20 protein-coding genes and 2 pseudogenes are annotated in these 20,358 nt (G+C 66.3%); 11 read left to right on the top strand and 11 right to left on the bottom strand.

The genetic code is table 11. The features are described 5' to 3' along the window. Window positions 1-145 precede the first annotated feature (145 nt). Entirely contained in the window at window positions 146-949 is an 804-nt protein-coding gene (locus BW733_RS10910) for a collagen-binding domain-containing protein (protein ID WP_077350440.1), read from the bottom strand. Between the two features lie 25 nt (window positions 950-974). On the opposite strand from BW733_RS10910, the gene BW733_RS10905 reads away from it, so the two are divergent. Together BW733_RS10905 and BW733_RS10900 are read left to right on the top strand one after the other, a co-directional pair. After that, the gene (locus BW733_RS10905) at window positions 975-2,222 is read left to right on the top strand and encodes an IS256 family transposase (RefSeq protein ID WP_077350438.1); all 1,248 of its coding nucleotides are present in this window, start codon (window positions 975-977) and stop codon (window positions 2,220-2,222) included. Further along, entirely contained in the window at window positions 2,219-2,410 is a 192-nt protein-coding gene (locus BW733_RS10900; RefSeq protein ID WP_077349454.1) for a hypothetical protein, read from the top strand. Before BW733_RS10905 ends, BW733_RS10900 begins: the two co-directional genes overlap by 4 nt. 237 nt (window positions 2,411-2,647) lie before the next feature. On the opposite strand, the gene BW733_RS10895 is transcribed toward BW733_RS10900, so the two are convergent. The 4 genes from BW733_RS10895 to BW733_RS10880 form a co-directional block, all read right to left on the bottom strand. Continuing rightward, on the bottom strand, window positions 2,648-3,640 hold the full coding sequence (locus BW733_RS10895) for a tyrosine-type recombinase/integrase (protein ID WP_077348568.1): 993 nt from the start codon (window positions 3,638-3,640) through the stop codon (window positions 2,648-2,650). Further along, window positions 3,633-4,568 (bottom strand): tyrosine-type recombinase/integrase, encoded by a 936-nt coding sequence (locus tag BW733_RS10890; protein ID WP_152024508.1) that lies wholly within the window; start codon window positions 4,566-4,568, stop codon window positions 3,633-3,635. The genes BW733_RS10895 and BW733_RS10890 overlap by 8 nt, the downstream gene beginning before the upstream one ends. Continuing rightward, entirely contained in the window at window positions 4,565-5,503 is a 939-nt protein-coding gene (locus BW733_RS10885; RefSeq protein WP_077347052.1) for a tyrosine-type recombinase/integrase, read from the bottom strand. Before BW733_RS10885 ends, BW733_RS10890 begins: the two co-directional genes overlap by 4 nt. Window positions 5,504-5,641: 138 nt before the next feature. Next, complete coding sequence (locus BW733_RS10880; RefSeq protein WP_077350436.1) at window positions 5,642-6,940, bottom strand: ISL3 family transposase; 1,299 nt, start codon at window positions 6,938-6,940, stop codon at window positions 5,642-5,644. 271 nt (window positions 6,941-7,211) lie between these two features. Here BW733_RS10880 and BW733_RS10875 point away from each other — a divergent pair, with 271 nt between their 5' ends. Continuing rightward, window positions 7,212-7,493 (top strand): hypothetical protein, encoded by a 282-nt coding sequence (locus BW733_RS10875; protein ID WP_152024669.1) that lies wholly within the window; start codon window positions 7,212-7,214, stop codon window positions 7,491-7,493. A gap of 14 nt (window positions 7,494-7,507) precedes the next feature. Here the strand turns inward: BW733_RS10875 and BW733_RS10870 are convergent, their stop codons facing one another. Then, window positions 7,508-7,909, bottom strand: coding sequence for a hypothetical protein (locus BW733_RS10870; protein ID WP_077350432.1), 402 nt, complete (start codon window positions 7,907-7,909; stop codon window positions 7,508-7,510). A gap of 314 nt (window positions 7,910-8,223) precedes the next feature. Here BW733_RS10870 and BW733_RS10865 point away from each other — a divergent pair, with 314 nt between their 5' ends. The 6 genes and pseudogenes from BW733_RS10865 to BW733_RS10840 form a co-directional block, all read left to right on the top strand. Beyond that, window positions 8,224-8,490 carry a hypothetical protein gene (locus tag BW733_RS10865; protein ID WP_152024668.1) on the top strand — a complete coding sequence of 89 codons (267 nt, stop codon included), beginning with the start codon at window positions 8,224-8,226 and terminating at the stop codon, window positions 8,488-8,490. 58 nt (window positions 8,491-8,548) lie between these two features. Continuing rightward, window positions 8,549-9,340, top strand: a pseudogene (locus BW733_RS10860) (ISL3 family transposase); the annotation flags it as partial. Window positions 9,341-9,447: 107 nt separating this feature from the next. Next, window positions 9,448-10,677, top strand: coding sequence for a site-specific integrase (locus tag BW733_RS10855; protein ID WP_152024667.1), 1,230 nt, complete (start codon window positions 9,448-9,450; stop codon window positions 10,675-10,677). After that, window positions 10,674-11,615: a tyrosine-type recombinase/integrase gene (locus BW733_RS10850; protein ID WP_077350424.1), complete on the top strand. Its 942-nt coding sequence runs from the start codon at window positions 10,674-10,676 to the stop codon at window positions 11,613-11,615. Before BW733_RS10855 ends, BW733_RS10850 begins: the two co-directional genes overlap by 4 nt. Further along, window positions 11,612-12,598, top strand: coding sequence for a tyrosine-type recombinase/integrase (locus tag BW733_RS10845; protein ID WP_077350422.1), 987 nt, complete (start codon window positions 11,612-11,614; stop codon window positions 12,596-12,598). Before BW733_RS10850 ends, BW733_RS10845 begins: the two co-directional genes overlap by 4 nt. Before the next feature lie 107 nt (window positions 12,599-12,705). Continuing rightward, window positions 12,706-13,197 (top strand): annotated as a pseudogene (locus BW733_RS10840) (transposase); the annotation flags it as partial. Window positions 13,198-13,264: 67 nt separating this feature from the next. Here BW733_RS10840 and BW733_RS10835 read toward each other — a convergent pair. From BW733_RS10835 to BW733_RS10825, 3 genes are all read right to left on the bottom strand, one after another. Next, complete coding sequence (locus BW733_RS10835; RefSeq protein WP_202970180.1) at window positions 13,265-14,539, bottom strand: integrase catalytic domain-containing protein; 1,275 nt, start codon at window positions 14,537-14,539, stop codon at window positions 13,265-13,267. A gap of 137 nt (window positions 14,540-14,676) precedes the next feature. Beyond that, complete coding sequence (locus tag BW733_RS10830; protein WP_077348779.1) at window positions 14,677-15,975, bottom strand: IS256 family transposase; 1,299 nt, start codon at window positions 15,973-15,975, stop codon at window positions 14,677-14,679. A 198-nt stretch (window positions 15,976-16,173) separates the two neighbouring features. After that, a complete protein-coding gene (locus tag BW733_RS10825) occupies window positions 16,174-17,187 on the bottom strand; it encodes a tyrosine-type recombinase/integrase (RefSeq protein WP_077350418.1) in 1,014 nt (337 codons plus the stop codon). 365 nt (window positions 17,188-17,552) lie between these two features. On the opposite strand from BW733_RS10825, the gene BW733_RS10820 reads away from it, so the two are divergent. After that, on the top strand, window positions 17,553-17,747 hold the full coding sequence (locus tag BW733_RS10820; RefSeq protein ID WP_077350416.1) for a hypothetical protein: 195 nt from the start codon (window positions 17,553-17,555) through the stop codon (window positions 17,745-17,747). A gap of 114 nt (window positions 17,748-17,861) precedes the next feature. On the opposite strand, the gene BW733_RS10815 is transcribed toward BW733_RS10820, so the two are convergent. Continuing rightward, on the bottom strand, window positions 17,862-18,089 hold the full coding sequence (locus BW733_RS10815; RefSeq protein WP_077350414.1) for a CsbD family protein: 228 nt from the start codon (window positions 18,087-18,089) through the stop codon (window positions 17,862-17,864). A 111-nt stretch (window positions 18,090-18,200) separates the two neighbouring features. Further along, entirely contained in the window at window positions 18,201-19,547 is a 1,347-nt protein-coding gene (locus BW733_RS10810) for a hypothetical protein (protein ID WP_077350412.1), read from the bottom strand. A 138-nt stretch (window positions 19,548-19,685) separates the two neighbouring features. On the opposite strand from BW733_RS10810, the gene BW733_RS10805 reads away from it, so the two are divergent. Beyond that, window positions 19,686-20,237 (top strand): maleylpyruvate isomerase N-terminal domain-containing protein, encoded by a 552-nt coding sequence (locus BW733_RS10805; protein WP_077350410.1) that lies wholly within the window; start codon window positions 19,686-19,688, stop codon window positions 20,235-20,237. The last annotated feature ends 121 nt before the right edge of the window (window positions 20,238-20,358 follow it).

Genomic DNA, 20,358 nt, shown 5'->3' with positions numbered 1-20,358 from the left:
CCCCGAGTCAATGGGTCTGACCTGTTTCGGTAGCATGGGTCGAGATCGGCCAACGGCGTCCTGGCTGCTCCGAAGACGAAAATGTGGGCGGGTGGAACCGGATCATCGTTCCACCCGCCCTTTTCCTCAGAGGGAGAGCTGAAGTCTATGCGTCGCCGCGCAGCACGCTCACCGCCAGGACCGCGAGCACGGCGATGCCGCCGACCGCGATGACCAGACCGATCGTCGACTCCACGCCCTCACCACCCGTCGCGGGCAGCCCTGGCTGCGTCACCGACGGCCTGCTCGGCGTTGTCGTCGCCGTCGGCTCTCCAGACGCGGTGGGCGTGGCACTGGCGCCATCGCCCGGCGTCGTCGACGGCGCGGGGGTCGGGGTCGTCGACGGATCAGGCGTCACCGACGGATCAGGAGTCGTCGACGGATCAGGAGTCACCGAAGGATCAGGAGTGGTCGACGGCTCGGGATCGACCTCGGTCATGGGGCACGGGATCGAAGCGGAGAACGCGTGGTGGTGAAGCTCTCCCGCGCCCGGCCCGGCCGTGAAGTCGCGCGAGAGCCACTGACCGTTGGTGGTGATGTTGCTGTTGTAGACGAGGTCGGCCGACGGCGACCACACGGCCCCCATGGTGAGCCCGTCGATGAGGACCTCGTTGGTGGCCTCGGACAGGTCGAGCAGGATGTAGCGGGCGAACGCCTGCTGCGCGCCGCCCGAGGGGTCCCATCCGCGGACGTCCAGGCTCCCGAGCTTCTGTGTTCCCTCGGGCACCTTGACGATCAGCGGCGCGTCCGCGGTCGGCTGATAATCGCCGACGTCCAGCGAGACTCCGATCAGGTCCGAGTAGTAGTTGCGTCCCTGATAGTGGTGTAACGCGGTTCGTGTGATCGTCCCCCGGCATGTCGTGGGGACGTGAGCGCGGCCACCGCGTGATCCTTCGGGTGAACCTGTCACAGCACTCTCGAAAGGAACCATCACGATGACCGCTCCTCATATTGTCGATCCCGCGCGCCTGTTGGGCCAAGCGTTGGGCGACGCGTCGCCCGATCTGATGCGTCACCTGCTCGCTACGGTGATCAACGCCTTGTTGTCCGCGGAGGCCGACGCCGTGTGCGGCGCCGAGTGGGGCCAGCAGTCGGCGGACCGGGTGACCCAACGCAACGGGTACCGGCACCGCGAGCTGGACACCCGGGTCGGCACCGTCGACGTCGCGATCCCGAAGCTGCGCTCGGGGTCCTACTTCCCCGAGTGGCTGCTCGAGCGCCGTAAGCGGGCCGAGTCGGCGCTGATCAGTGTGGTCGCGACCTGTTACCTGTTGGGGGTGTCGACCCGCCGGATGGACAAGCTGGTCCAGACGTTGGGGATCACCTCGTTGTCGAAGTCGCAGGTGTCGCTGATGGCCGCCGACCTCGACACCCAGGTGACCGCGTTCCGCACCCGGCCACTCGCGGATTCGGGGCCGTTCACGTTCGTGGCCGCGGACGCGTTGACGATGAAGGTCCGCGAGGACGGCCGCGTGGTGAACGCCGCCGTGCTGGTCGCCACCGGCGTGAACGCCGACGGCCACCGGGAGGTCCTCGGGATCAAGGTCGCCACCAGCGAGACCCGGCAGGCGTGGAACACGTTCTTCGCTGACCTGGTCGCCCGTGGTCTACAAGGGGTGATGCTCGTCACCTCGGACGCCCACGCCGGCCTGGTCGACGCCATCGCAGCGAACCTGCCCGGCGCCACCTGGCAACGCTGCAGAACGCACTACGCCGCCAACTTGATGGACGTGTGCCCCAAGAGCGCCTGGGGGGCCGTCAAGGCCCTGCTGCACAGCGTGTACGACCAACCCGACGCCAAGGCCGTCCACGCCCAGTACGACAAGATGCTCGACACCCTCACCGGCAAGCTCCCCGCCGTCGTCGCCCACCTCGACGCCGCCCGCACCGACGTCCTCGCGTTCACCAGCTTCCCCAAGGAGGTCTGGCGCCAGATCTGGTCCAACAACCCCAACGAACGCCTCAACCGGGAGATCCGCCGCCGCACCGACGTCGTCGGCATCTTCCCCGACCGCGACGCCATCCTCCGCCTCGTCGGCGCCGTCCTCGCCGAACAACACGACGAATGGGCCGAAGGCCGCCGCTACCTCGCCCTCGACGTCCTCACCCGAGCCCGCACCAAGACCCCCGCCGACCCGCAGGCCGCCGCCACGGCCCTGCCCGAACTGGAGCCCGCAGCATGACCCGACTCACCGACATCTACGGACCCGGCCACTCCCAGGCCGCCCTCGCCGCCGGCCACGAAACCGGCTGGTGGGACGAACACGGCGTCCCCGCCCCCTGGCCCGAGGACCTCCTCGATCCCAACAACGGCTGGCGCCCAGGCACCGGCCTGCCCGTCACCCTCGAACCCGGCCAACCACCCTTCTGACCGCCCCAAACGAAGGATCAGCCGTTACACCACCTCCAGGGACTTGACCCGAGTAGTAGACAACGTTCGGTTTACCGGCTCTTCACAGAAGTGAGTGGATCAGGGGTCTGAACCCGCCAGCGTCGAGTAGGCTTCTGGCTATGGTATGTCGGCCTGTGGGTTATGTTGACCGGCTCGGTGAGCGCCGTGGCCAGGCGGGCGTGAACGGCTGAGCCGGTCAACATAACCATCGCAGTGTCAGCGGTTCTTGAGGAACGCGATGAGAGCGTCGGATGCCTTGTATCGGGCTGGTGGCCGCTCGTCGAGCGCGGGGACGCGTTCGAGGGTTCGTCGTTTGAGTTCGAGGTCGGCGTGGAGGTAGATCTGCGTGGTCTGGATGTTCGCGTGCCCGAGCCAGAGCGCGATGCTCGCGGTGTCGATCCCGGCGTGCAGCAGGCTCATTGCGCAAGTGTGCCGCAGCGTGTGCGGCGTGACGTTCTTGTCTGTCAACGAAGGACACCTCTCGGCCGCGGTCGCGGCGTGGCGGGTAACGAGCTTCCCAACGGCGGCCCTGGTCAGGGGTGTCCCGGCGTGGGTCGGGAACAGTGGCCCGTCCGGTACGGGTGGAAGCTCGCCGAACCAGGCGTTGAGGAGTTGGACGGTGTTCTTCTGGAGTGGGATCACGCGTTGCTTGCGGCCCTTGCCGATGCATTCGAGCTGGCTGTGCGGGCCGATCTGGATGCTGTCGACGCGCAGGCTGGTCAGCTCGCTGACGCGGAGTCCGGTTTGGATGCCCAGGTGCAGCAGGAGCCGGTCACGGCGCCCCAACCAGGTGCCGGTGTCCGGGGCTGCGATGAGGGCTTCGGCCTCGGCAGCGGTCAGGAACGACACGAGGGTGGTCTTGGTGCGTTTCGCGGGGATCGCGAGGACTTGGCTGATCGTCGCGATCGCGTCGGGTGCCCGGTAGCTGGCGTAGCTGAAGAACGACCGCAGCGCGGCCCGGCGGGCGTTGCGGGTCGCGGCGGAGTTCCCGCGCTCGGTTTCCAGATGCTGGAGGAATCCGCCGATCAGGTCCGCGTCCAGATCGGCCAGGGTCAACGCCGACGGGGCGATCCCGGTGGCCTGCTGGGCGTAGGTCAGCAGGAGCCGGAACGTGTCGGCGTAGGCGGCTTTCGTGTGCGGGCTGGCGTTCAGGTGCCGGTCGAGCTTGTCGGTGAAGAACCGTTGCAGCAGCGGCGCGAGGTCACTCATCGCCGGCCCCGTTCGCTTGGATGCGCTCGACGAGGGCCGCTGCCAGTTCCGGGGTGTTCGACAGATACCAGTAGGTCGCTTCCGGGCCGACGTGTCCGAGGAACGCCGACAGGACCGGCATCATCTGATCGACATCACCACCAACACGGATGTGCTCGATCAGAGTGGTCGTGGCGAACGTGTGCCGGAAGTCGTGCAACCTCGCCGCCGGTCCGGTCGGACCGCCGGCCAGCCCGGCTGCCTCGCGGATCTCACGGAACGTGTTCCCCGCGGTCGAGCGGGCGATCCGGGTGCCCCGCCTGGCGACGAACACCGCTGTCGTGGCCCGGGTAGGGAACGTCCGATCCCGGAGCCGCTGGTATCGGCGGATCGCGTCCATCGTGGACTTGTGTAGCGGGACGAGCCTGGACTTGCCGAACTTCGTGTCGGTCACCTTGGCCCAGCCGCTGCCATCACCGGCGTCCTCGTCGGTGGTGATGTCGTCGTCGTTGAGGTTCCGGGCCTCGCTGATCCGCATCCCGGTCACCGTCAGCAGCCCGAGCAGTGTTTGCCAGGACGCGGCCCGGACCTGCGGGGTCAGCCTCCCCGCCGCGGCGAGCAGCGTGTCGATCTGGTCGCTGGTGAAGATCAGCGGGCGAGGGCGATGAGCGCCATAGGGGCGCCCGTCGAGGATCGGGACCTCGGTCGCGGGGTCGAACCAGGCGACGTGCTCGGCGAACTGGCGGACGTAGTTCAACCGCTCCAGCACCGTGCCGCGAGAGAACTGCGCCGCCCAGGCGATCACCAGGTCGCGACGGATCGTGGGCTCGCCAGCCTCTTCCATCCAGCCCACGAACCCGTCCAGCGCCTTGCCCGGCGCGGTCAGCTTGAACCCGAGTGCCCGCCGGGTCGCCAGGTAGTCGTCCAGGAGGTCGCGTAGGCCGTTCATCGTGACCACCTGCCCGATGCCGTTGCCGGCCACTCGGTGACCAGTGCGCTCAGCCGGTTCTTGTCGACCTTGGTGTAGATCGCGGTCGTGCGCAGGTGAGCGTGGCGTAGCAGCCCTTGAACCTCTTGCAGGGTCGCCCCGGAGGCGAGCATCCCGGTCGCGAACGTGTGCCGCAGCCGGTGCGGGCCGAACTTCTCCACCCCGGCCTTGACGCAGATCTGCCGGACTGTCCCGCAGACACCGTTCGCGGTCAGCGGCTGGACCGGGTCGATCACAGTCCAGAACACTTCCTCGCCAGCAGTCCGGCCTCCGCGGCCGTGGAGCACGTAGTCCTCCAACGCCTGCCCGACATCCTCGGGCAGCGGCAACTCGTCAACCCTGTCGCCCTTCCCACGGATGCGCAGGGTTCCGGTGCGCCAACCGATGTCGCCCAGCCGCAGGCCGGCGATCTCGCAGGCCCGCAGGCCCAGACCGGTCAACAACATCAGGATCGCCCGGTCGCGCATCCCCTTCGCCGACCGCAGATCGAGAGTGCCGAACAACGCCTCGATCGTCCCGGACGGGACCGGGTCAGGGATCGACGAGAGCCGCCATGCCGCCGCGTGAGGCACGACCCCGGAGAAGTCCTGCCCGGTCCGCCCTGACCGGTGGCAGAACTGCAGGAACGAGCGCAGCATCACCAGCTGCTTGCTCAGGGTCGATGCCTTCAGCCCGCGTGCCGCTTCCAGGTTCACCCACTGCGTCAGCATCGCCGCAGTCAGCGTCTTCAGCGACTGATCGACCGGCGCGGGAAGCCACTCCACGAACCCCGCGACGCGGGCGGTGTAGGCAGCAGCGGTGCCCTCTTGCGTGGACCGTTCCCGCAGCAGCCACGCTTCGAACTCGTCCAGCACGTCCCGCGCGTCAGCGCGGCACTGATCACGATGAATCACCATCTTGGTCCTCCTGACCCGAAGCCAGGCGATCCCAACGATCGCCCGGTCAGATCAAGCGAACCCCGACCCGAGCATTCATCGTTATGTTGACCGGATCAGGCCCCAACCCGCACTGGAACAGGCACCCCACGACGTCGGTCAACATAACCCCGAGGTCGACATACCATAGCTTATGCGGAATTCCGCATAAGCGACGTAGTTGACGATGCTGCGGAAGCCTCGGGCTGTGCCGCGGAGGTGTTCGAGCAATCCGTTGATCGCTTCGGTGGGGCCGTTCGAGGTGCCGGGGTGGTCGAAGAACGCGAGGATGTCATCGCGGCGCCGTTTCATCGTCTGCCCGAGCAAGCGGAGCTCGTCGAGGCCGGCGGGAACCCCGGCCTTGATGGCGTCGATCACCCGAGTCATGATCTTCTTCCCCTCGGCTGGGTCGGGGGCCTGGTAGGCGTCGATCACGTCCTGGTAGATGCTCCAGGTGACCTCGAACGCGACATGCCGCTCGTCGGCGAGGACCTTCGCGAGCCGGTGCTGCTGCTTCTCTGTGAGCAGCGAAGCGCGGGTGCGGGCGACGCGTCGGATGCCGTAGAGCGGGTCACCGGAGCGGCCCCGATGCCCCAGTGTCTCTTGCTGGATGCGTTGCCTGCAGCGGTCGAGCTTGTCACCGACCAGGGCCACGACATGATACGGATCCATTACGGTGGTGACGGTGTCGATGGCTTCGACGGCGGCGCTCTTGTAGCCGGTGAATCCGTCCATCGCGACGATCTCCACTCGGTTCCGAAACGAGTCGGTCTGGGCTTCGAGCCAGGTCTTGAACGCCTGCTTCGAGCGGCCCTCGACCACGGCCAGCAGGCGTGAGGGACCGGTTCTGGTCCTTGTCGGGGTCAGGTCGATGATGACGGTGACGTACTTGTCGCCGTGTCGTGTGTGTCGCCACGCGTGCTCATCGACGCCGACAATGGTGACCCCATCAAGCCGGTCTGGGGTGTCGATGAGCAGTTCGGTGCCGGCGGCCAGGATCGCGTCCGAGGCGGTGTTCCAGGCGACGCCGAGGTTGGCCGCGACCCGGGCGATCGACATCCGGTCGACCACGATCGACTTGACCGCCAACATGATCGCGTCACGCGACAGCTTCCCCTTCGACGGCGCCGCCGCCGTGATGCTGTGACGCCAGATCCGTCGACACGGTACGCACCGGTAGCGAGGGACGACCACCTCCAGGATCGTGGGCTTCCACCCGAACGGCACATGCGCCAACCTGCGCAGCACCGCATCGTGCCGGACGCCCGGCCCGGCGCAGCCCGGACACGGCGATGGCGGTGTGGTGGGGCGGCAGCGCAGCACTGTGTGGTCGGGTTCGACGCGCTGGGCGGTCACGGACAGCCCGAGACGGTCCAGCCGGCAGAACGTATCGAGGCAGGGTGGGGTAGCGTTTCGCACAAGGGCCCTTGGGTTTTCAGATGTGGCTTAGACACCTTCATCCTGCCAACCCGAGGGCCCCCACTACCAGCCCGACCCTCCGGAGCGCCACCGAGCCGGGTCGCTCAGATGCCGCCCTTGGCTCCACTGCCTTCTGTGAAGAGCCGCTTTGGCGGGACGCCGTGTGTGCGTTCATGAGTTCATGAAGGCGTCCGGGCTACTGGTCTTCCTCTCCTTGCGCCGACCAGCTGGCACCTTCGCTTGGCCAGTGCTCTGGGGTTCTCCAATCGCCATGCCGCTGGAATTCCCATCTACCTCGACGCCGTTGAACGGCGATGTGGCCCGAGGGGGGACACGTAGCGACCAGTTCGATGAGCTCGGCAATCAGTGCGTCAATGGCGAACTCATCATTGGGATGGCCGTCTTCGATGAACTGCCCATGCAGGACATTGAGGTCGCGTTTGGAGAGGTGGATGGGAACCAGTTCTTTTCCGTGTTGAACGAGAAGTCCGGTTGGGGTTTCTGTGGTGGGGAGGCCCAGAGCGTTGAACTGTTCGGCGAGGCTCCTCAGTGAAGGTTTCACAGCATTCATGAGGTTTCGCCGGGTTGGCTCAGGGGTTGGGGGCCGGTCAGTCCTACGTTGGCGTTTGTGCACTGAGTGCTGTCAGGGAAGACGGTGATGACCTTGCCTGTCGTGTAAACGTAGATAACCTTGTACACCTTGCTTGAGACGGTCCGCCCGTGTTGGTTGCGGAGATACAGCAGGCGGCTTCTGCACGCCTTGTTTCTGGCCTTGTTGACCAGGAACTTGTCTGGGTCATATTGATTCCATAGGAGGGCAAAGTGGACCAAGTCCTCCCATGTGCGTCCTGCTGGCGCGGCCAGCATTGCGAACTGAGTCTTGTGCCTGTCCTTGATGTGATTGTAGCCGTCTGCCCTTGTTGTGACAGAGCCACAGCGAAGCTTGAGGAAACCGTAGTCGAAGACCAATTTGGTCTCCTCGGAGAAGGCGCCGCAAGCCCCCCAGACTGGCCGGATTCCCAGTTTATTGGGGGGGCGCGGCCGCGGCAGGCTGTGTGGCTGCTGGCACGAGGATGGCGAGGGCGAGAAGCAGGGATAGGAGGGGTCCGATGCGACGGGCATCTGTGTTCATGGCAAGATGCTAGCGCCGCACTGGAGCTTGTCAAGTTGTCGACGACACTCATACATAGTCCCCGCGAACGAAGGGGCCGTACCTCACATACTTTTCCCCGGGAAACAGTGACCGGCCACGATGGGGTGTGGAGGTTGGAGAGAAGCTGTCGATGGCAGCCCGAGTCGAGATCACGAAGAAGTACGCCAAGGCCTATGCCGCGGCCCCGAAGAAGGGCAAGTCACAGATCCTCGACCACGTGGTCGAGATCACCGGCTGGAACCGTGACCATGCCCGCCAGCAGTTGGTGGCCCGGTTGAAACAGGCCCCGGGACGGGCCACCGCGACGGTCGCGGTGATCGATCGGCGCAAGACCAAGGCGTGTAAGTGGCTCTTCCCAATCGAGGGTGGGTGGGTGACGGCGCGGGCTGAGCGTTGAGGAGCCTTGTCGCCGCGAGGATGTGGGTGTCGAATCCCATCCAGCAACAACAAGGCCCATGTCTGACGCTACCTCAACGACGCCCGCCTGCCCGCCGGTCACCAGCCCGGATCTGACCACCTTCGCTCGGGTTGACGCCCTCGGGCTGCGGGTCGACGCCCAGCAGATCTGGCCGGACAAGGCAATCCTGTTCTGCTCGCTCCTCACCGTCGATGACCGATGTCCCCGCTGCGGCGCTGGGGGCCGGGTGCACGACCAGGTGCTACGCCGGTTCACCCACCTGCCCGTGGGCCGACGGCCGACGTGGCTGTCGGTCCGGGTGCCCCGGTTCCGCTGCGATGGGTGTGGGCGGGTGTGGCGGCATTCGCTGAAGACGGTGGCCCGACCGCGGTCGAAGCTGACCAGGGCCGCGGACTGGTGGGCCCTGTGCCAAGTCGTGCTCGACCACACCCCGATCAGCGGTGTCGCCGCCGTGCTGGACGTCAGCTGGGACACCGCCCACACGGCCGTGACCGACGTCGGGACCCAGCTCCTCATCGACCACCCGGGACGGCTCGACGGCGTCGAGGTCGTCGGCGTCGACGAGCACGCTTGGCGACACACCCGCAAGGGCGACAAGTACGTGACCGTGATCATCGACCTCACCCCGATCCGGGACGACACCGGCCCCGCCCGGCTGCTGGACCTGGTCGAGGGTCGCTCGAAGAAGGCGTTCAAGACCTGGCTGGAGGCTCAGACCGACCAGTTCCGGGCCCGGGTCGCCATCGTGGCCATGGACGGCTTCACCGGCTTCAAGACCGCCGCCGCCGAAGCCGTCCCCGACGCCACCGCCGTGATGGACCCCTTTTATGCCGAGGTCCTGGTTATGACGATGTGAGGGGGTCTAGGCGCTGGTGACCTCGGCATAATTCGGTGGCTGGCTGGATGCTGGTTCTTCCCTGATTGGAAGGACGAGTGATGGGTTCTACTGCTTGTAATCCGTTCCGTGTTCGGTTCGTGGGTCCGCTGGCACCGTATGCGGCGGAGCTTGCTCACGAGTTCTCACGGCTGGGCTACTCGGTGACGTCGGCGGTGATTGTGGTGCGGTTCGCGGCGCATCTGTCGCGCTGGCTCGCCTCTGAAGAGATTGAGTTGAGCGCGGTGACTGACGCGGTGATCGATCGTTTCTTGGCTGTCCGCCGCGTCGAGTACACCAGTCACTATTCACGGCGGGCTCTGCGGCCGGTGCTGGCGTATCTGCGCCGTGAGGGCCTGGTGCCGCCCGAGGCGGGGCCGGTGCCTGCCTCCGGGTCTGAGGTGTTGCTGGCTCGGTACCGTCGTTACCTGGTCATTGACCGTGGGTTGAGTGGTCCGGTCGCGGTCGCGTACTCGCGTTGGGTGACACCCTTCGTCACCGAGGTCCTGGGCGGCACGGATCCCTCGGCCAGGGTTGCTGCGGTGACAGGGGCCGATGTCGCCGGGTTCCTCGCTTCCCGGTTGCCGTCGATGACGCGGAAGACGGCGCAGATGACCGCGTGCTCGCTGCGGTCCTTCTTCCGGTTCGCGCAAGCCGAGAGACTCACCGCGGTGATGCTCGCGGACGCGATTCCCCCGGTCGCGCACCGTCGACTGTCTGGGTTGCCGGAGCCATTGGGTCAGGAGCAGGTGACCGCGCTGCTCAGTGTCTGCGATCGGACAACTCGGGTTGGGCGACGGGACTTCGCGGTGATCACGCTGCTGTATCGGCTCGGGTTACGCTGCGGCGAGGTGTCCGGGTTGCTGCTGGCGGATCTGGACTGGCGCGCTGGGGTTGTGACGATCCACGGGAAGGGCGGCCGCGTCGACCGCCTGCCGATACCGGTCGACGTCGGTGAGGCGATCATCTCCTACCTGCGGGACGGCCGGCCGGACACCCCTGCCCGGACCGTTTTCGTCAGAGCCGTGGCCCCCTTCACGCCGCTGGCCTACGCGAGTCTGAGTTGCATCGTCGCGCGGACGGCGGAACGCGCTGGGCTGGGCACGGTCCACGCGCACCGATTGCGTCACACCACAGCCAGTCGGGTCCTCAACGCCGGGGCCAGCCTTGAGGAGGTCTCCCATCTGCTGCGACATGCGAGCCCAGCCACCACGGCGATCTACGCCAAGACCGATCTGACCCGGCTGGCGACGATCAGCCGGCCCTGGCCGGCCTCGGGGAGTCTGTCATGAACACGTCGCTGGACGCTATGTCTGATCTGGTCGGCCAGTATCTGCGGGTCAGGCGCGCGTTGGGATACAAGCTCAACAACGCCGAGGACATCCTCAACCGGTTCGTCGCCTACCTGGAGGTTCGCGACGCCGACCGCGTGAGCGTCGCCGATGCTGTCGGGTTCGCGACCGCGCCCCCTGCTCGGACCGCTCGCACCCAGGCGCTGCGGCTGTCAGCGGTCCGCTGCTTCACCCGCTGGGCACACTGCCAAGACCCCAGCATCGAAGTCCCACCAGCGAGGCTTCTCCCCGCACGCCCCTCCAGGGTCGCCCCCTACATCTACACCGCCGAGCAGCTCGATGCGCTGCTGGAGGCCACCGGGAGGCTGCAGCCACCGGAACGAGCCGCGACCTACCAGACTCTGATCGGGCTGATGGCCGCCACAGGGATCCGCACCGGCGAGGCGATCGGGCTGGACACCAGCAGCTTCGACCCACATGCCGGGATCCTCACCGTCACCGGCAAGTACGGCAAGCGCCGGATGCTTCCCCTGCACAGCACCGTCGCCGACGCGCTGACCGGCTACCTCAAACAGCGACGCCACCTCCCTGGCGCCCACAGCGACCATGCACTGCTTGTCTCCACCCGGGGCACACGGCTGCACCTCTCCACTGTCCACGCCACGTTCCGGCCGCTCACCGCCGAAGCCGGGTTGGGAACCGCGTCATCGGCTTGCAGGCACCGGTTGCATGACCTGCGTCACACGTTTGCAGTCTCCACGATGCTTGACGCATACCGACGCGGGGACGACCCCGCCGTGGTACTGCCGGTCCTGTCGACCTGGCTCGGTCACACGGAACCCCGCGACACCTACTGGTATCTCACCGGCACAGCGGAACTCCTCGAAGCCGCCGCCACACGGCTCGACACCACCGACGAGGAACGAGCCCTGACATGACCGGACTCGCCCCTCTCCTGCAAGCATTCTTCACCACCCGACTGACCGGGCAATACGGCGCCAGCGTCCACACCATCGCCGCTTACCGCGACACCTGGCGGCTGCTACTGCGCTACGCCGCTACAACAACCGGGACCGCGCCTGCAGCCCTCGACCTGACGCAGGTCAACAGCGACCTGATCAGCGGATTCCTCACCTACCTCGAAACCGATCGCGGGAACACGATCAGCACCCGCAACGCCAGACTGGCCGCTGTCCACTCCCTGTTCACCTACGCCGCCTACCAGCACCCCGAGCACGCCGACCTCATCGGCCGGGTCCTCGCGATCCCCGCCAAACGAGCCCCGCGCACCGAAATCACCTACCTCACCCCACCAGAGGTCACAGCACTGCTCAACGCACCCGACCCCTCAACCAGCACAGGACGCCGCGACCACGCCATGATCCAGGTCGCGGTCACCACCGGCATGCGGGTCGCGGAGTTCACCGCACTCCGCGTCGCCGACACCCACCTCGGGACCGGCGCCCATGTCGTCTGTCACGGCAAAGGACGCAAGGAGCGCATCACACCACTGGACCGTCAAACCGTCCGCGTCCTGCGCGACCTGATCTCCCACACCGCGCCTGACGCGTTCGTGTTCCCGACCCGCGATGGAACAAGGATGAGTCACGACGCTGTCACCGCACGCCTCGCGCTCCACACGGCGACCGCGACCGCAGCCTGCCCCACCCTCACCGGGAAGACAGTCACCGCGCACGTCCTGCGCCACACCGCAGCGATGAGGCTACTCACCGCGGGCATCGACAGCACCGTCATCGCGCTCTGGCTCGGCCACGAGAGCATCGAGACCACCCAGGTCTACCTCCACGCCAACATCAAGACCAAAGAAGATGCCCTCGCACGAACTCGACCCACCGGCGCCAGCCCCGGACGCTACACCGTCACCGACGACACCCTCCTGGCCTTCCTCGACGGCCTCTGATTATGCCGACATCCACGCCACCTCAGCCCACCCCACAACCGCCTCGTCCCCCTCACATCGTCATAACCAGGACCTCGGCATAAAACGCGTTATGCCGACCTCGGCATAACCCCTTCCACGTGGTCGCGTTGGCCGGCGACAAGCTGAACGCCACCCGGCAACGCATCCAACGTGAACTCACCGGGGGCCGCGGCCGAGCCGATGATCCGCTCTACAAGGCCCGACGTACCCTGCGCACCGGCCGGGCGCTACTCACCGACAAGCAGAAGGCCCGCCTGTCAGCACTGTGGGCCATCGATGAAGCAGTCCCCCTCGAGGTCACCTGGCTGACCTACCAAGACATCATCGACGCCTACCGACACCCCGACGCCGACGTCGGGAAGAAGCTGCTCACCTCGGTGATCGACCGGATCAAGACCGCTGTCCCGGCCGGGCTGGAAGAGCTCGCCCAACTCGGCAGGACACTCGAAAAGCGACGAGACGACATCCTGGCGTGGTTCGACCACCCCGGCTCCAGCAACGGACCCACCGAAGCCATCAACGGCCGGCTCGAACACCTCCGCGGCATCGCGCTCGGCTTCCGCAACCTCGTCAACTACCGGCTTTATGCGGAATTCCGCATAAGCGACGGTATGTCGACCTCGGGGTTATGCCCGTTGCCTCATGTCAAGATGCCCGCTTGGTTTGAGTCGTTGCCTCATCTGAAGATGCCCGCGTGATTTTGGTGCGGGAGAGGTAGACGTGGTTGCGTTTCGCGCGTCGCTGGACGGCTCCGCGGCGTTTGGCGAGGTCGAGCAGGTTGCCTTGGATCACAGCGATCTGGTCGCCGAGTTCGATGGGGTCGACGGTGTCGAGGCGGTCGTGGAGGGCAGCGTGCTCGGCTGGGGTGAGCGTGTCGGGGTGGTCGCGAAGGAGCCGGTCGGCTGGTGTGGTGGCGGTGTCGTGGCGTTTGGTGACTTTCGCGCCGGTGCGGGTTTTCGAGATCAGTTTCTGGCTGGGCATCAGCAGGTTGTTTCGGGTGTTCCAGGCGGGCCAGAGGTGGTTGAGGAGGTCAAGTTCGCGGGCGGTGTCGTAGCGCCAGTAGCCGACGGCGCGGCGCACGATCGACCAGTTCTTTTGCTCGATGTGGGCTTGGTCGTTGGAGTGGGAGGGCCGGCCGCGGGTGAAGGTGATCTGGCGCAGGTTGCAGTAGCGGGAGAGGTGGTGGTTGATGAACTCGGATCCGTTGTCGGAGTGGATTCCCAGGATCAGGAACGGGAACCGGCCGATGAGTTGGTCGAGGCCAGCGGCGACGATGCGTTCGCCTTTGGAGCGCACGGTGCAGGTTTCGGTCCAGCCGGTGGCGATGTCGGTGGCGTTGAGGCTGTAGTGGAAGGTGCCGTTGTTGTCGCCGCCTTCGTGGCCGACCAGGTCGATCTCGATGAACCCGGGTTCGGTGTCGTTCCACTCGGCCCAGGTCTTGAGCGGAATCGAGGACTTCAACAACGAGCCGGGTTTGGTGTGGGCGATGCCTTTGGCAGCGATCAGTCCGGTGCGGTAGGGCTGCAGGTGCCGGTCCATGGTGGCCGGTGACATGGCCAGGAGCTGGTCACGGACCTCGACGCTCATGTCGAGTCGGTCGAGGCGTTCCAGCGCGGCCAGCAACCGTGGCAAGGCGGCTGCGAGACGTTTCGAGGCGATCCCGTCGAGCATGGCCCAGCACCGCACCAATGCTTCGGTGACGTGTGTGTCGTAGCGCCTGATCGCCTCTCGGGGTTTGCGGGGCCCGGGCATCTGACCGGTCGCGGCGCGGCGCAGCATCTTGCGGGCATGATCGCGATGCCAGCCGGTGACCTGGACCACCGCGTCCAGAATCGCGGCCTTCTCCGCCTTGGTCGCCTTCGTCCATGCCTTCGCCTGGGCCGTGGTGATCGCTTTGCGCTGGGCCATCGTCAACTCCATCCTCGTAGCGTGCCGCTACGCGGGCATGTTGAGATGAGTCAACGAATCGACCTACGCGGGCATCTAGCGTGAGTCAACTCGTTATGTTGACCGACGTCGTGGGGTGAGGTATTGTCAAATCCTGTGGATGAGCCTTCTCAGGCAGCCTGCTGGATGGCTTGGTCGGAGGGGTCTGGTTCGACGAGTTTGCCGTCTTTGAAGGTGGCGCCTGCTCGGACTTTGGCTACGAGGTGGGGTGCCCGGATCGCTCGCCACCTGTTCTGCGCGGATTGCATCAGCTTGAACGCCATCGCGATCCCAGCGGCCCGGCTGCCTGGGCCTTTCGTGACCCGCTGACGGAGCCTGACGGTCGCGAATGTCGACTCGATCGGGTTCGTGGTACGTAGATGGACCCAGTGCTCGGCGGGGTAGTCGAAGAACGCCAGCAGCACGTCGGTGTCGTCGACGATCTTGGCAGCCGCCTTGGGCCACTTGGTGCCGTAAGCGGCGGCGAACGCCTTCACAGCGGCCTTGGCGTGGGGCTTGTCTTCGGCCTGCCATATCTCCCGGATCGCGGCCAACGCACCCGGCTGGGCAGACTTCGGCAGCGCGGCCAGCACGTTGCCGGTCTTGTGCCACCAGCACCGTTGCTCCTTCGTGGCCGGGAACACGTCCCTGACGGCCTTCCAGAACCCGAGCGCCCCGTCACCGATGGCCAGGGTGGGGGCGGTCATGCCGCGGCGTTTGCAGTCCCGCAGCAGGTCCGCCCACGACTCCGAGGATTCCCGGAACCCGTCGGCCAGGGCGATCAGCTCCTTGCGGCCATCAGAGCGGACGCCGATCATGACGAGCAGGCAGACCTTGTCCTGGTCCAGACGGACCTTCAGGTGGATCCCATCGACCCACATGTAGACGTAGTCCGACCCCGCCAGGGACCGTTCGTTGAAGGCCCGGGCCTCGTCTTGCCACTGCCTGGTCAACCGGGTGATCACCGCCGGCGAGAGGCCCTTGCCGGTGCCCAGGAACTGCTCCAACGCGGGGGCGAAGTCATTGCTCGACAGGCCGTGCAGATACAACAGCGGCAGCACCTCGGCGACCTGGGCCGATTTGCGCGCCCACCTGGGCAGGATCGCCGAAGCGAACCTTGCCCGCTTACCGGTGGCCTCATCGACGCGCTTATCGTTGACCCTGGGCTGGCGGACCTCGACCGCGCCAGCGGCGGTGGTCACCAGCCGCTGGGCGTGGTAGCCGTTGCGCACCACCAGCCGGCGGCCCTGCTCGTCCACCTCCGCCTGGAACTGCTCGATGTAAGCGTCGACCTCGGCCTGCAACGCCGCAGCCAGCATCCGCCGGGCACCATCACGCACGATCTCATCAAGCACCGGCCCGTCTCCCTCTCGAGCCTCGGTCGGCTGCCCCTGGTTGGCCTCCCAGCCCTCGGGAACTACATTGGACATGGACGCACCTTCCCGGACCAACGCTTCCAACGTCGGCCCATGATCAGAATCTCTGTTACTGAAAGATCATCCCCGAGAAGGTGCGTCCCTCGCACCCCAGCCCCCGGGGACCATCCACAGGATTTGATCATTCCTCTCGTGGGGTGCCTGTTCCAGTGCGGGTTGGGGCCTGAGCCGATCAACATAACCGTGCGGGGTTCAGCGGTTCTTGAGGAACGCGATGAGAGCGTCCGAGGCTTGGTAGCGGGCCGGTGGCCGCTCATCGACGGCGGGGACGCGTTCCAGGGTTCGGCGTTTGAGTTCGAGGTCGGCGTGGAGGTAGATCTGCGTGGTCTGGATGTTCGAGTGCCCGAGCCAGAGCGCGATGCTCGCGGTGTCGATCCCGGCGTGCAGCAGGCTCATTGCGCAAGTGTGCCGCAGCGTGTGGGGCGTGACGTTCTTCTCGGCCAAGGAAGAACACCGTCCGACCGCGGCAGCGGTATGACGGGCGATGAGCTTGCCGACCGCAGCCCTGGTCAGTGGCGTCCCGGCGTGGGTCGGGAACAGTGGCCCGTCCGGTACGGGTGGAAGCTCGCCGAACCAGGCGTTGAGGAGTTGGACGGTGTTCTTCTGGAGTGGGATCACGCGTTGCTTGCGGCCCTTGCCGATGCATTCGAGCTGGCTGTGCGGGCCGATCTGGATGCTGTCGACGCGCAGGCTGGTCAGCTCGCTGACGCGGAGTCCGGTTTGGATGCCCAGGTGCAGCAGGAGCCGGTCACGGCGCCCGAGCCAGGTGCCGGTGTCCGGGGCTGCGATGAGGGCTTCGGCTTCGGCAGCGGTCAGGAACGACACGAGGGTGGTCTTGGTGCGTTTCGCGGGGATCGCGAGGACTTGGCTGATCGTTGCGATCGCGTCGGGTGCCCGGTAGCTGGCGTAGCTGAAGAACGACCGCAGCGCGGCCCGGCGGGCGTTGCGGGTCGCGGCGGAGTTGCCGCGCTCGGTTTCCAGATGCTGGAGGAATCCGCCGATCAGGTCCGCGTCCAGATCGGCCAGGGTCAACGCCGACGGGGCGATCCCGGTGGCCTGCTGGGCGTAGGTCAGCAGGAGCCGGAACGTGTCGGCGTAGGCAGCAGCGGTGCCCTCTTGCGTGGACCGTTCCCGCAGCAGCCACGCTTCGAACTCGTCCAGCACGTCCCGCGCGTCAGCGCGGCACTGATCACGATGAATCACCATCTTGGTCCTCCTGACCCGAAGCCAGGCGATCCCAACGATCGCCCGGTCAGATCAAGCGAACCCCGACCCGAGCATTCATCGTTATGTTGACCGGATCAGGCCCCAACCCGCACTGGAACAGGCACCCCACGACGTCGGTCAACATAACCCCGAGGTCGACATACCGTCGCCAGATGCCTACTCGACGCTGGCGGGTTCAGACCCCTGATCCACTCACTTCTGTGAAGAGCCTTCAAACCCTTGGAAATTCGGGGTCCGCTTCGTCTCATTTCGCCTTGCCGCGGCCGACTGGGCGCGTAGCCGACCCCACTGCACGAGCCCGAAGGGGGCTGGTTAAGGTGTGTCCAGCCAATGGAGGAGCTGCGATGGAGCGTGAACTCATAGCCCGTGAGTGTCAGGGCAGGTGCGCCTGGGAGGCGACGGACGAGGAGGTCTATGACCGCCGACTGTTCCGCTGCACCGGCTGCGGGTCGGAATGGACGTCGGCGAAGGCGTGGACGCCCCGCAACTGGGACGGGAGCATCCCGCCAGAGGTGGTCAACGCCCGCAGGATCGGCTGATCTGGGGCGGGCCGACGACGACGGTGTCGTTCGGCCGGACTGCGAGCAGAAACGAGGCCGCCACCCTGTTGGGTGACGGCCTCGCCTGTCTAGTGGCCGCGGAGGCCCGGGACGTTACTTGTTGTCGTCGCGGGTGAAGCGGTCGGTGGCGTCCTCAACCTTGTCGGCCAGGCTTCCGGTCGCATCGCCAACCTTCTCGTTGACGTGCTCGCCGGCTTCCTTGGCGTTGGCTTCGAGGCGGTCCTTCTGACCGTCGCGGCGAAGCTTCTCGTTGTCGAGAGCGTCGCCGAGGCCCTCCTTGGCCTTGCCTACGGTTTCCTGAATCTTGTCACCCAAGCCCATATGTTGCCTCCCGATGTTGGTTGGTCAGGTCGTTTCCCACTCTAACTCCCCGTTTCAAGGGGCGGGCGGAAACGGGTGAAACCCGCCTCCGCCCGCCGTGGGTCAGCTCCGTCAGGAGAACTGGACGATGTTGTTGAACAGCCACTTGTTCGTCACGCGGTAGGACGTGGCGCCCGAACGGGTCTTGTATGCCTCGGCCACGGTGGCCCAGATGTAGGAGCGGCAGCCGTTGCGCCCGGAGACGGCGGTGTCGCACTCGGTGCGCCACTTGCGGCCGTCCTGGCCCGTCCACTGCTTGTTGAAGCCGACCTGGCCGTTGCCGCCGAGGGGGTTGTTGCGCCAGATGGAGCGCGGCGACGGCTTGTAGGTCAGGTTGTTGAACACGAAGCCGTCGGTGCGGTAGTACTGGCCTGCCTTGTAGGTGATCTGCGTGGCCCAGATCTCCGTGCGGCAGCGCGTGGTGGCCGAGTAGGGCTCGCAGGACGTCTTCCAGAGCCGCCCGTTGTAGTTCCAGGTTCCGGGCGTGGTGTAGACGTTGAACCCGGGATCATTCGGCCCGGGGGTCTTCGACCAGGTGAAGTAGGTCCACGGCACGTCCGGGCTGACCGGGATGTTCTTCGTCACGTTGAACAGGCGGGTGCGGTACTTGCCCGAGGTGACGTCGGAAGGGATCCTGCCGGAGACGACCCCGGTTCCCATCTTTCCTGCGGTCGCGTTGCCCTGGTAGGTGATGTTGACCCACTTGCTGCCGCGCAGCATCTGGACGGCGTACTTGTGGCCAGGGACCGCGGCGTCGAAGGCGCGGTACATCACGCCGTCGCTGTTGATCGTGGTGGGGTTGAATCCCTTGTCTCGAGCCCGCGACGTGTAGACCTGCCAGTTCTTCTGCGGTGTGCTGCCGCTGGAGTCGACCCGCGTGCCGATCATCGAGGCACCCTTGGTGAAGTCGGCGGTCTGGATGTAGATCTGCCCGGCATCCACGCCCTCCGGAGGGGTGGGGACCGTCATGGACACGGTCGCGGTGCCGTAGGTCGACCCGGCGCTCCCCTTCCTGGGCGTCACGGACACGGCCTTCGAGATGGGCACGAAGTTCCAGGCCTTGCCGTCCTTGGCGTACTGGACCGTGAAGACGCGGATCTGGACGCTCTTGTCCGGCTGTCCGTCGACGATGACGTTGAACGGCGTGTTCTCACGCATCCCGTTGAGCAGGGTCTGTGCGCCGATCGAGATGCCGCACTTGGAGGTGTTGCTGCAGAGCGTTGCGCTCTGTCCCGACCAGCCGGCGGTCGTCTCGAGCGGGGCGACGGTGGCGGCGAGGTCGCTTGCGACGTCCTCGACGGGCGCGACGGGCACTTCGGCGAGCCCGTCGGCGGAGGCCAGAGGCGCGGAGGTGACGACACCCGCGGTGGCCAGCAGGGCGGCGGCGAACAGCGCGCCTCCCAGTCTCTTGAGTTTCATGGAGGTCCCCTCAGTAGGAAGCAGCTGAATGCACCTGAATTCAACACCTCGTCAGGGCCACTTCGGCCGGGTTGGGAGACGGCATTTTCAGCCGGGTTCCGGTGGCCGGCTCGCCCCGCCACACGTAGAGTCGCGACCATGAACGAACTCGCCACGAAACACGCCGCGCTTGCCTCCCGCTTCCAGGCCCTCGCCGAGGCGGTGCAGGATTGGGACGCGCCGACACCCGTCGCCGAGTGGAAGGCCCGCGACATCGTCGGTCACCTGACCACCTGGCTGCCGGAGATGGCGGCCGGGTACGGCATCGACCTGCCGAAGGTCACCGGGGACGACCCCGTTCAGGTGTGGCGGGAGCACAGCGCCAATGTGCAGGCCCTGCTCGAGGACGACGCCGTCACGAACCGGGTCGTGCAGACTTCAGCGGGCGATCAGACGATCGCGCAGGTGCTCGACAACTTCTACCTCGCCGACATCTTCATGCACCAGTGGGATCTGGCGAAGGCGTCCGGCCAGTCGGTCGGTTGGAATCCCGAGGTCGCGACCAGCATCGTGGAGGGCATGACGCCCATGCGCGACATGCTCGCCGAGTCCGGCCAGTTCGGCACGCCGGTCGTCCTCGACGAGTCCCACAGCCCAGAGGAGCGGCTGGCCGCGCTGATCGGGCGTGACCCCGCCTGGACCGCCGGCTGAGCCACACAACGCAATGCGTCCGGGCCGACTCATACTCGGCCCGGACGTACACCCGATATGTATCGCTACGCGCCACGCGCGACGCTCGCGACACGCCCGCAGAGACAGCTTTCTTCCTGTC

Origin of the sequence: Tessaracoccus flavescens (genome assembly GCF_001998865.1) — a bacterium.
Taxonomy (GTDB): Bacteria; Actinomycetota; Actinomycetes; order Propionibacteriales; family Propionibacteriaceae; genus Arachnia; species Arachnia flavescens.
Note: the sequence above shows the minus strand (reverse complement) of the source record. Positions and strands in the feature narration are given on the sequence as shown.

Coding starts and splice junctions, on each gene's coding strand:
- BW733_RS10905 (WP_077350438.1), top strand. CDS start 975: ATGACCGCTCCTCATATTGTCGATCCCGCGCGCCTGTTGGGCCAAGCG.
- BW733_RS10900 (WP_077349454.1), top strand. CDS start 2,219: ATGACCCGACTCACCGACATCTACGGACCCGGCCACTCCCAGGCCGCC.
- BW733_RS10895 (WP_077348568.1), bottom strand. CDS start 3,640: ATGAGTGACCTCGCGCCGCTGCTGCAACGGTTCTTCACCGACAAGCTC.
- BW733_RS10890 (WP_152024508.1), bottom strand. CDS start 4,568: ATGAACGGCCTACGCGACCTCCTGGACGACTACCTGGCGACCCGGCGG.
- BW733_RS10885 (WP_077347052.1), bottom strand. CDS start 5,503: ATGGTGATTCATCGTGATCAGTGCCGCGCTGACGCGCGGGACGTGCTG.
- BW733_RS10875 (WP_152024669.1), top strand. CDS start 7,212: ATGCCGCTGGAATTCCCATCTACCTCGACGCCGTTGAACGGCGATGTG.
- BW733_RS10865 (WP_152024668.1), top strand. CDS start 8,224: ATGGCAGCCCGAGTCGAGATCACGAAGAAGTACGCCAAGGCCTATGCC.
- BW733_RS10855 (WP_152024667.1), top strand. CDS start 9,448: ATGGGTTCTACTGCTTGTAATCCGTTCCGTGTTCGGTTCGTGGGTCCG.
- BW733_RS10850 (WP_077350424.1), top strand. CDS start 10,674: ATGAACACGTCGCTGGACGCTATGTCTGATCTGGTCGGCCAGTATCTG.
- BW733_RS10845 (WP_077350422.1), top strand. CDS start 11,612: ATGACCGGACTCGCCCCTCTCCTGCAAGCATTCTTCACCACCCGACTG.
- BW733_RS10835 (WP_202970180.1), bottom strand. CDS start 14,539: ATGGAGTTGACGATGGCCCAGCGCAAAGCGATCACCACGGCCCAGGCG.
- BW733_RS10830 (WP_077348779.1), bottom strand. CDS start 15,975: ATGTCCAATGTAGTTCCCGAGGGCTGGGAGGCCAACCAGGGGCAGCCG.
- BW733_RS10825 (WP_077350418.1), bottom strand. CDS start 17,187: ATGGTGATTCATCGTGATCAGTGCCGCGCTGACGCGCGGGACGTGCTG.
- BW733_RS10820 (WP_077350416.1), top strand. CDS start 17,553: ATGGAGCGTGAACTCATAGCCCGTGAGTGTCAGGGCAGGTGCGCCTGG.
- BW733_RS10815 (WP_077350414.1), bottom strand. CDS start 18,089: ATGGGCTTGGGTGACAAGATTCAGGAAACCGTAGGCAAGGCCAAGGAG.
- BW733_RS10810 (WP_077350412.1), bottom strand. CDS start 19,547: ATGAAACTCAAGAGACTGGGAGGCGCGCTGTTCGCCGCCGCCCTGCTG.
- BW733_RS10805 (WP_077350410.1), top strand. CDS start 19,686: ATGAACGAACTCGCCACGAAACACGCCGCGCTTGCCTCCCGCTTCCAG.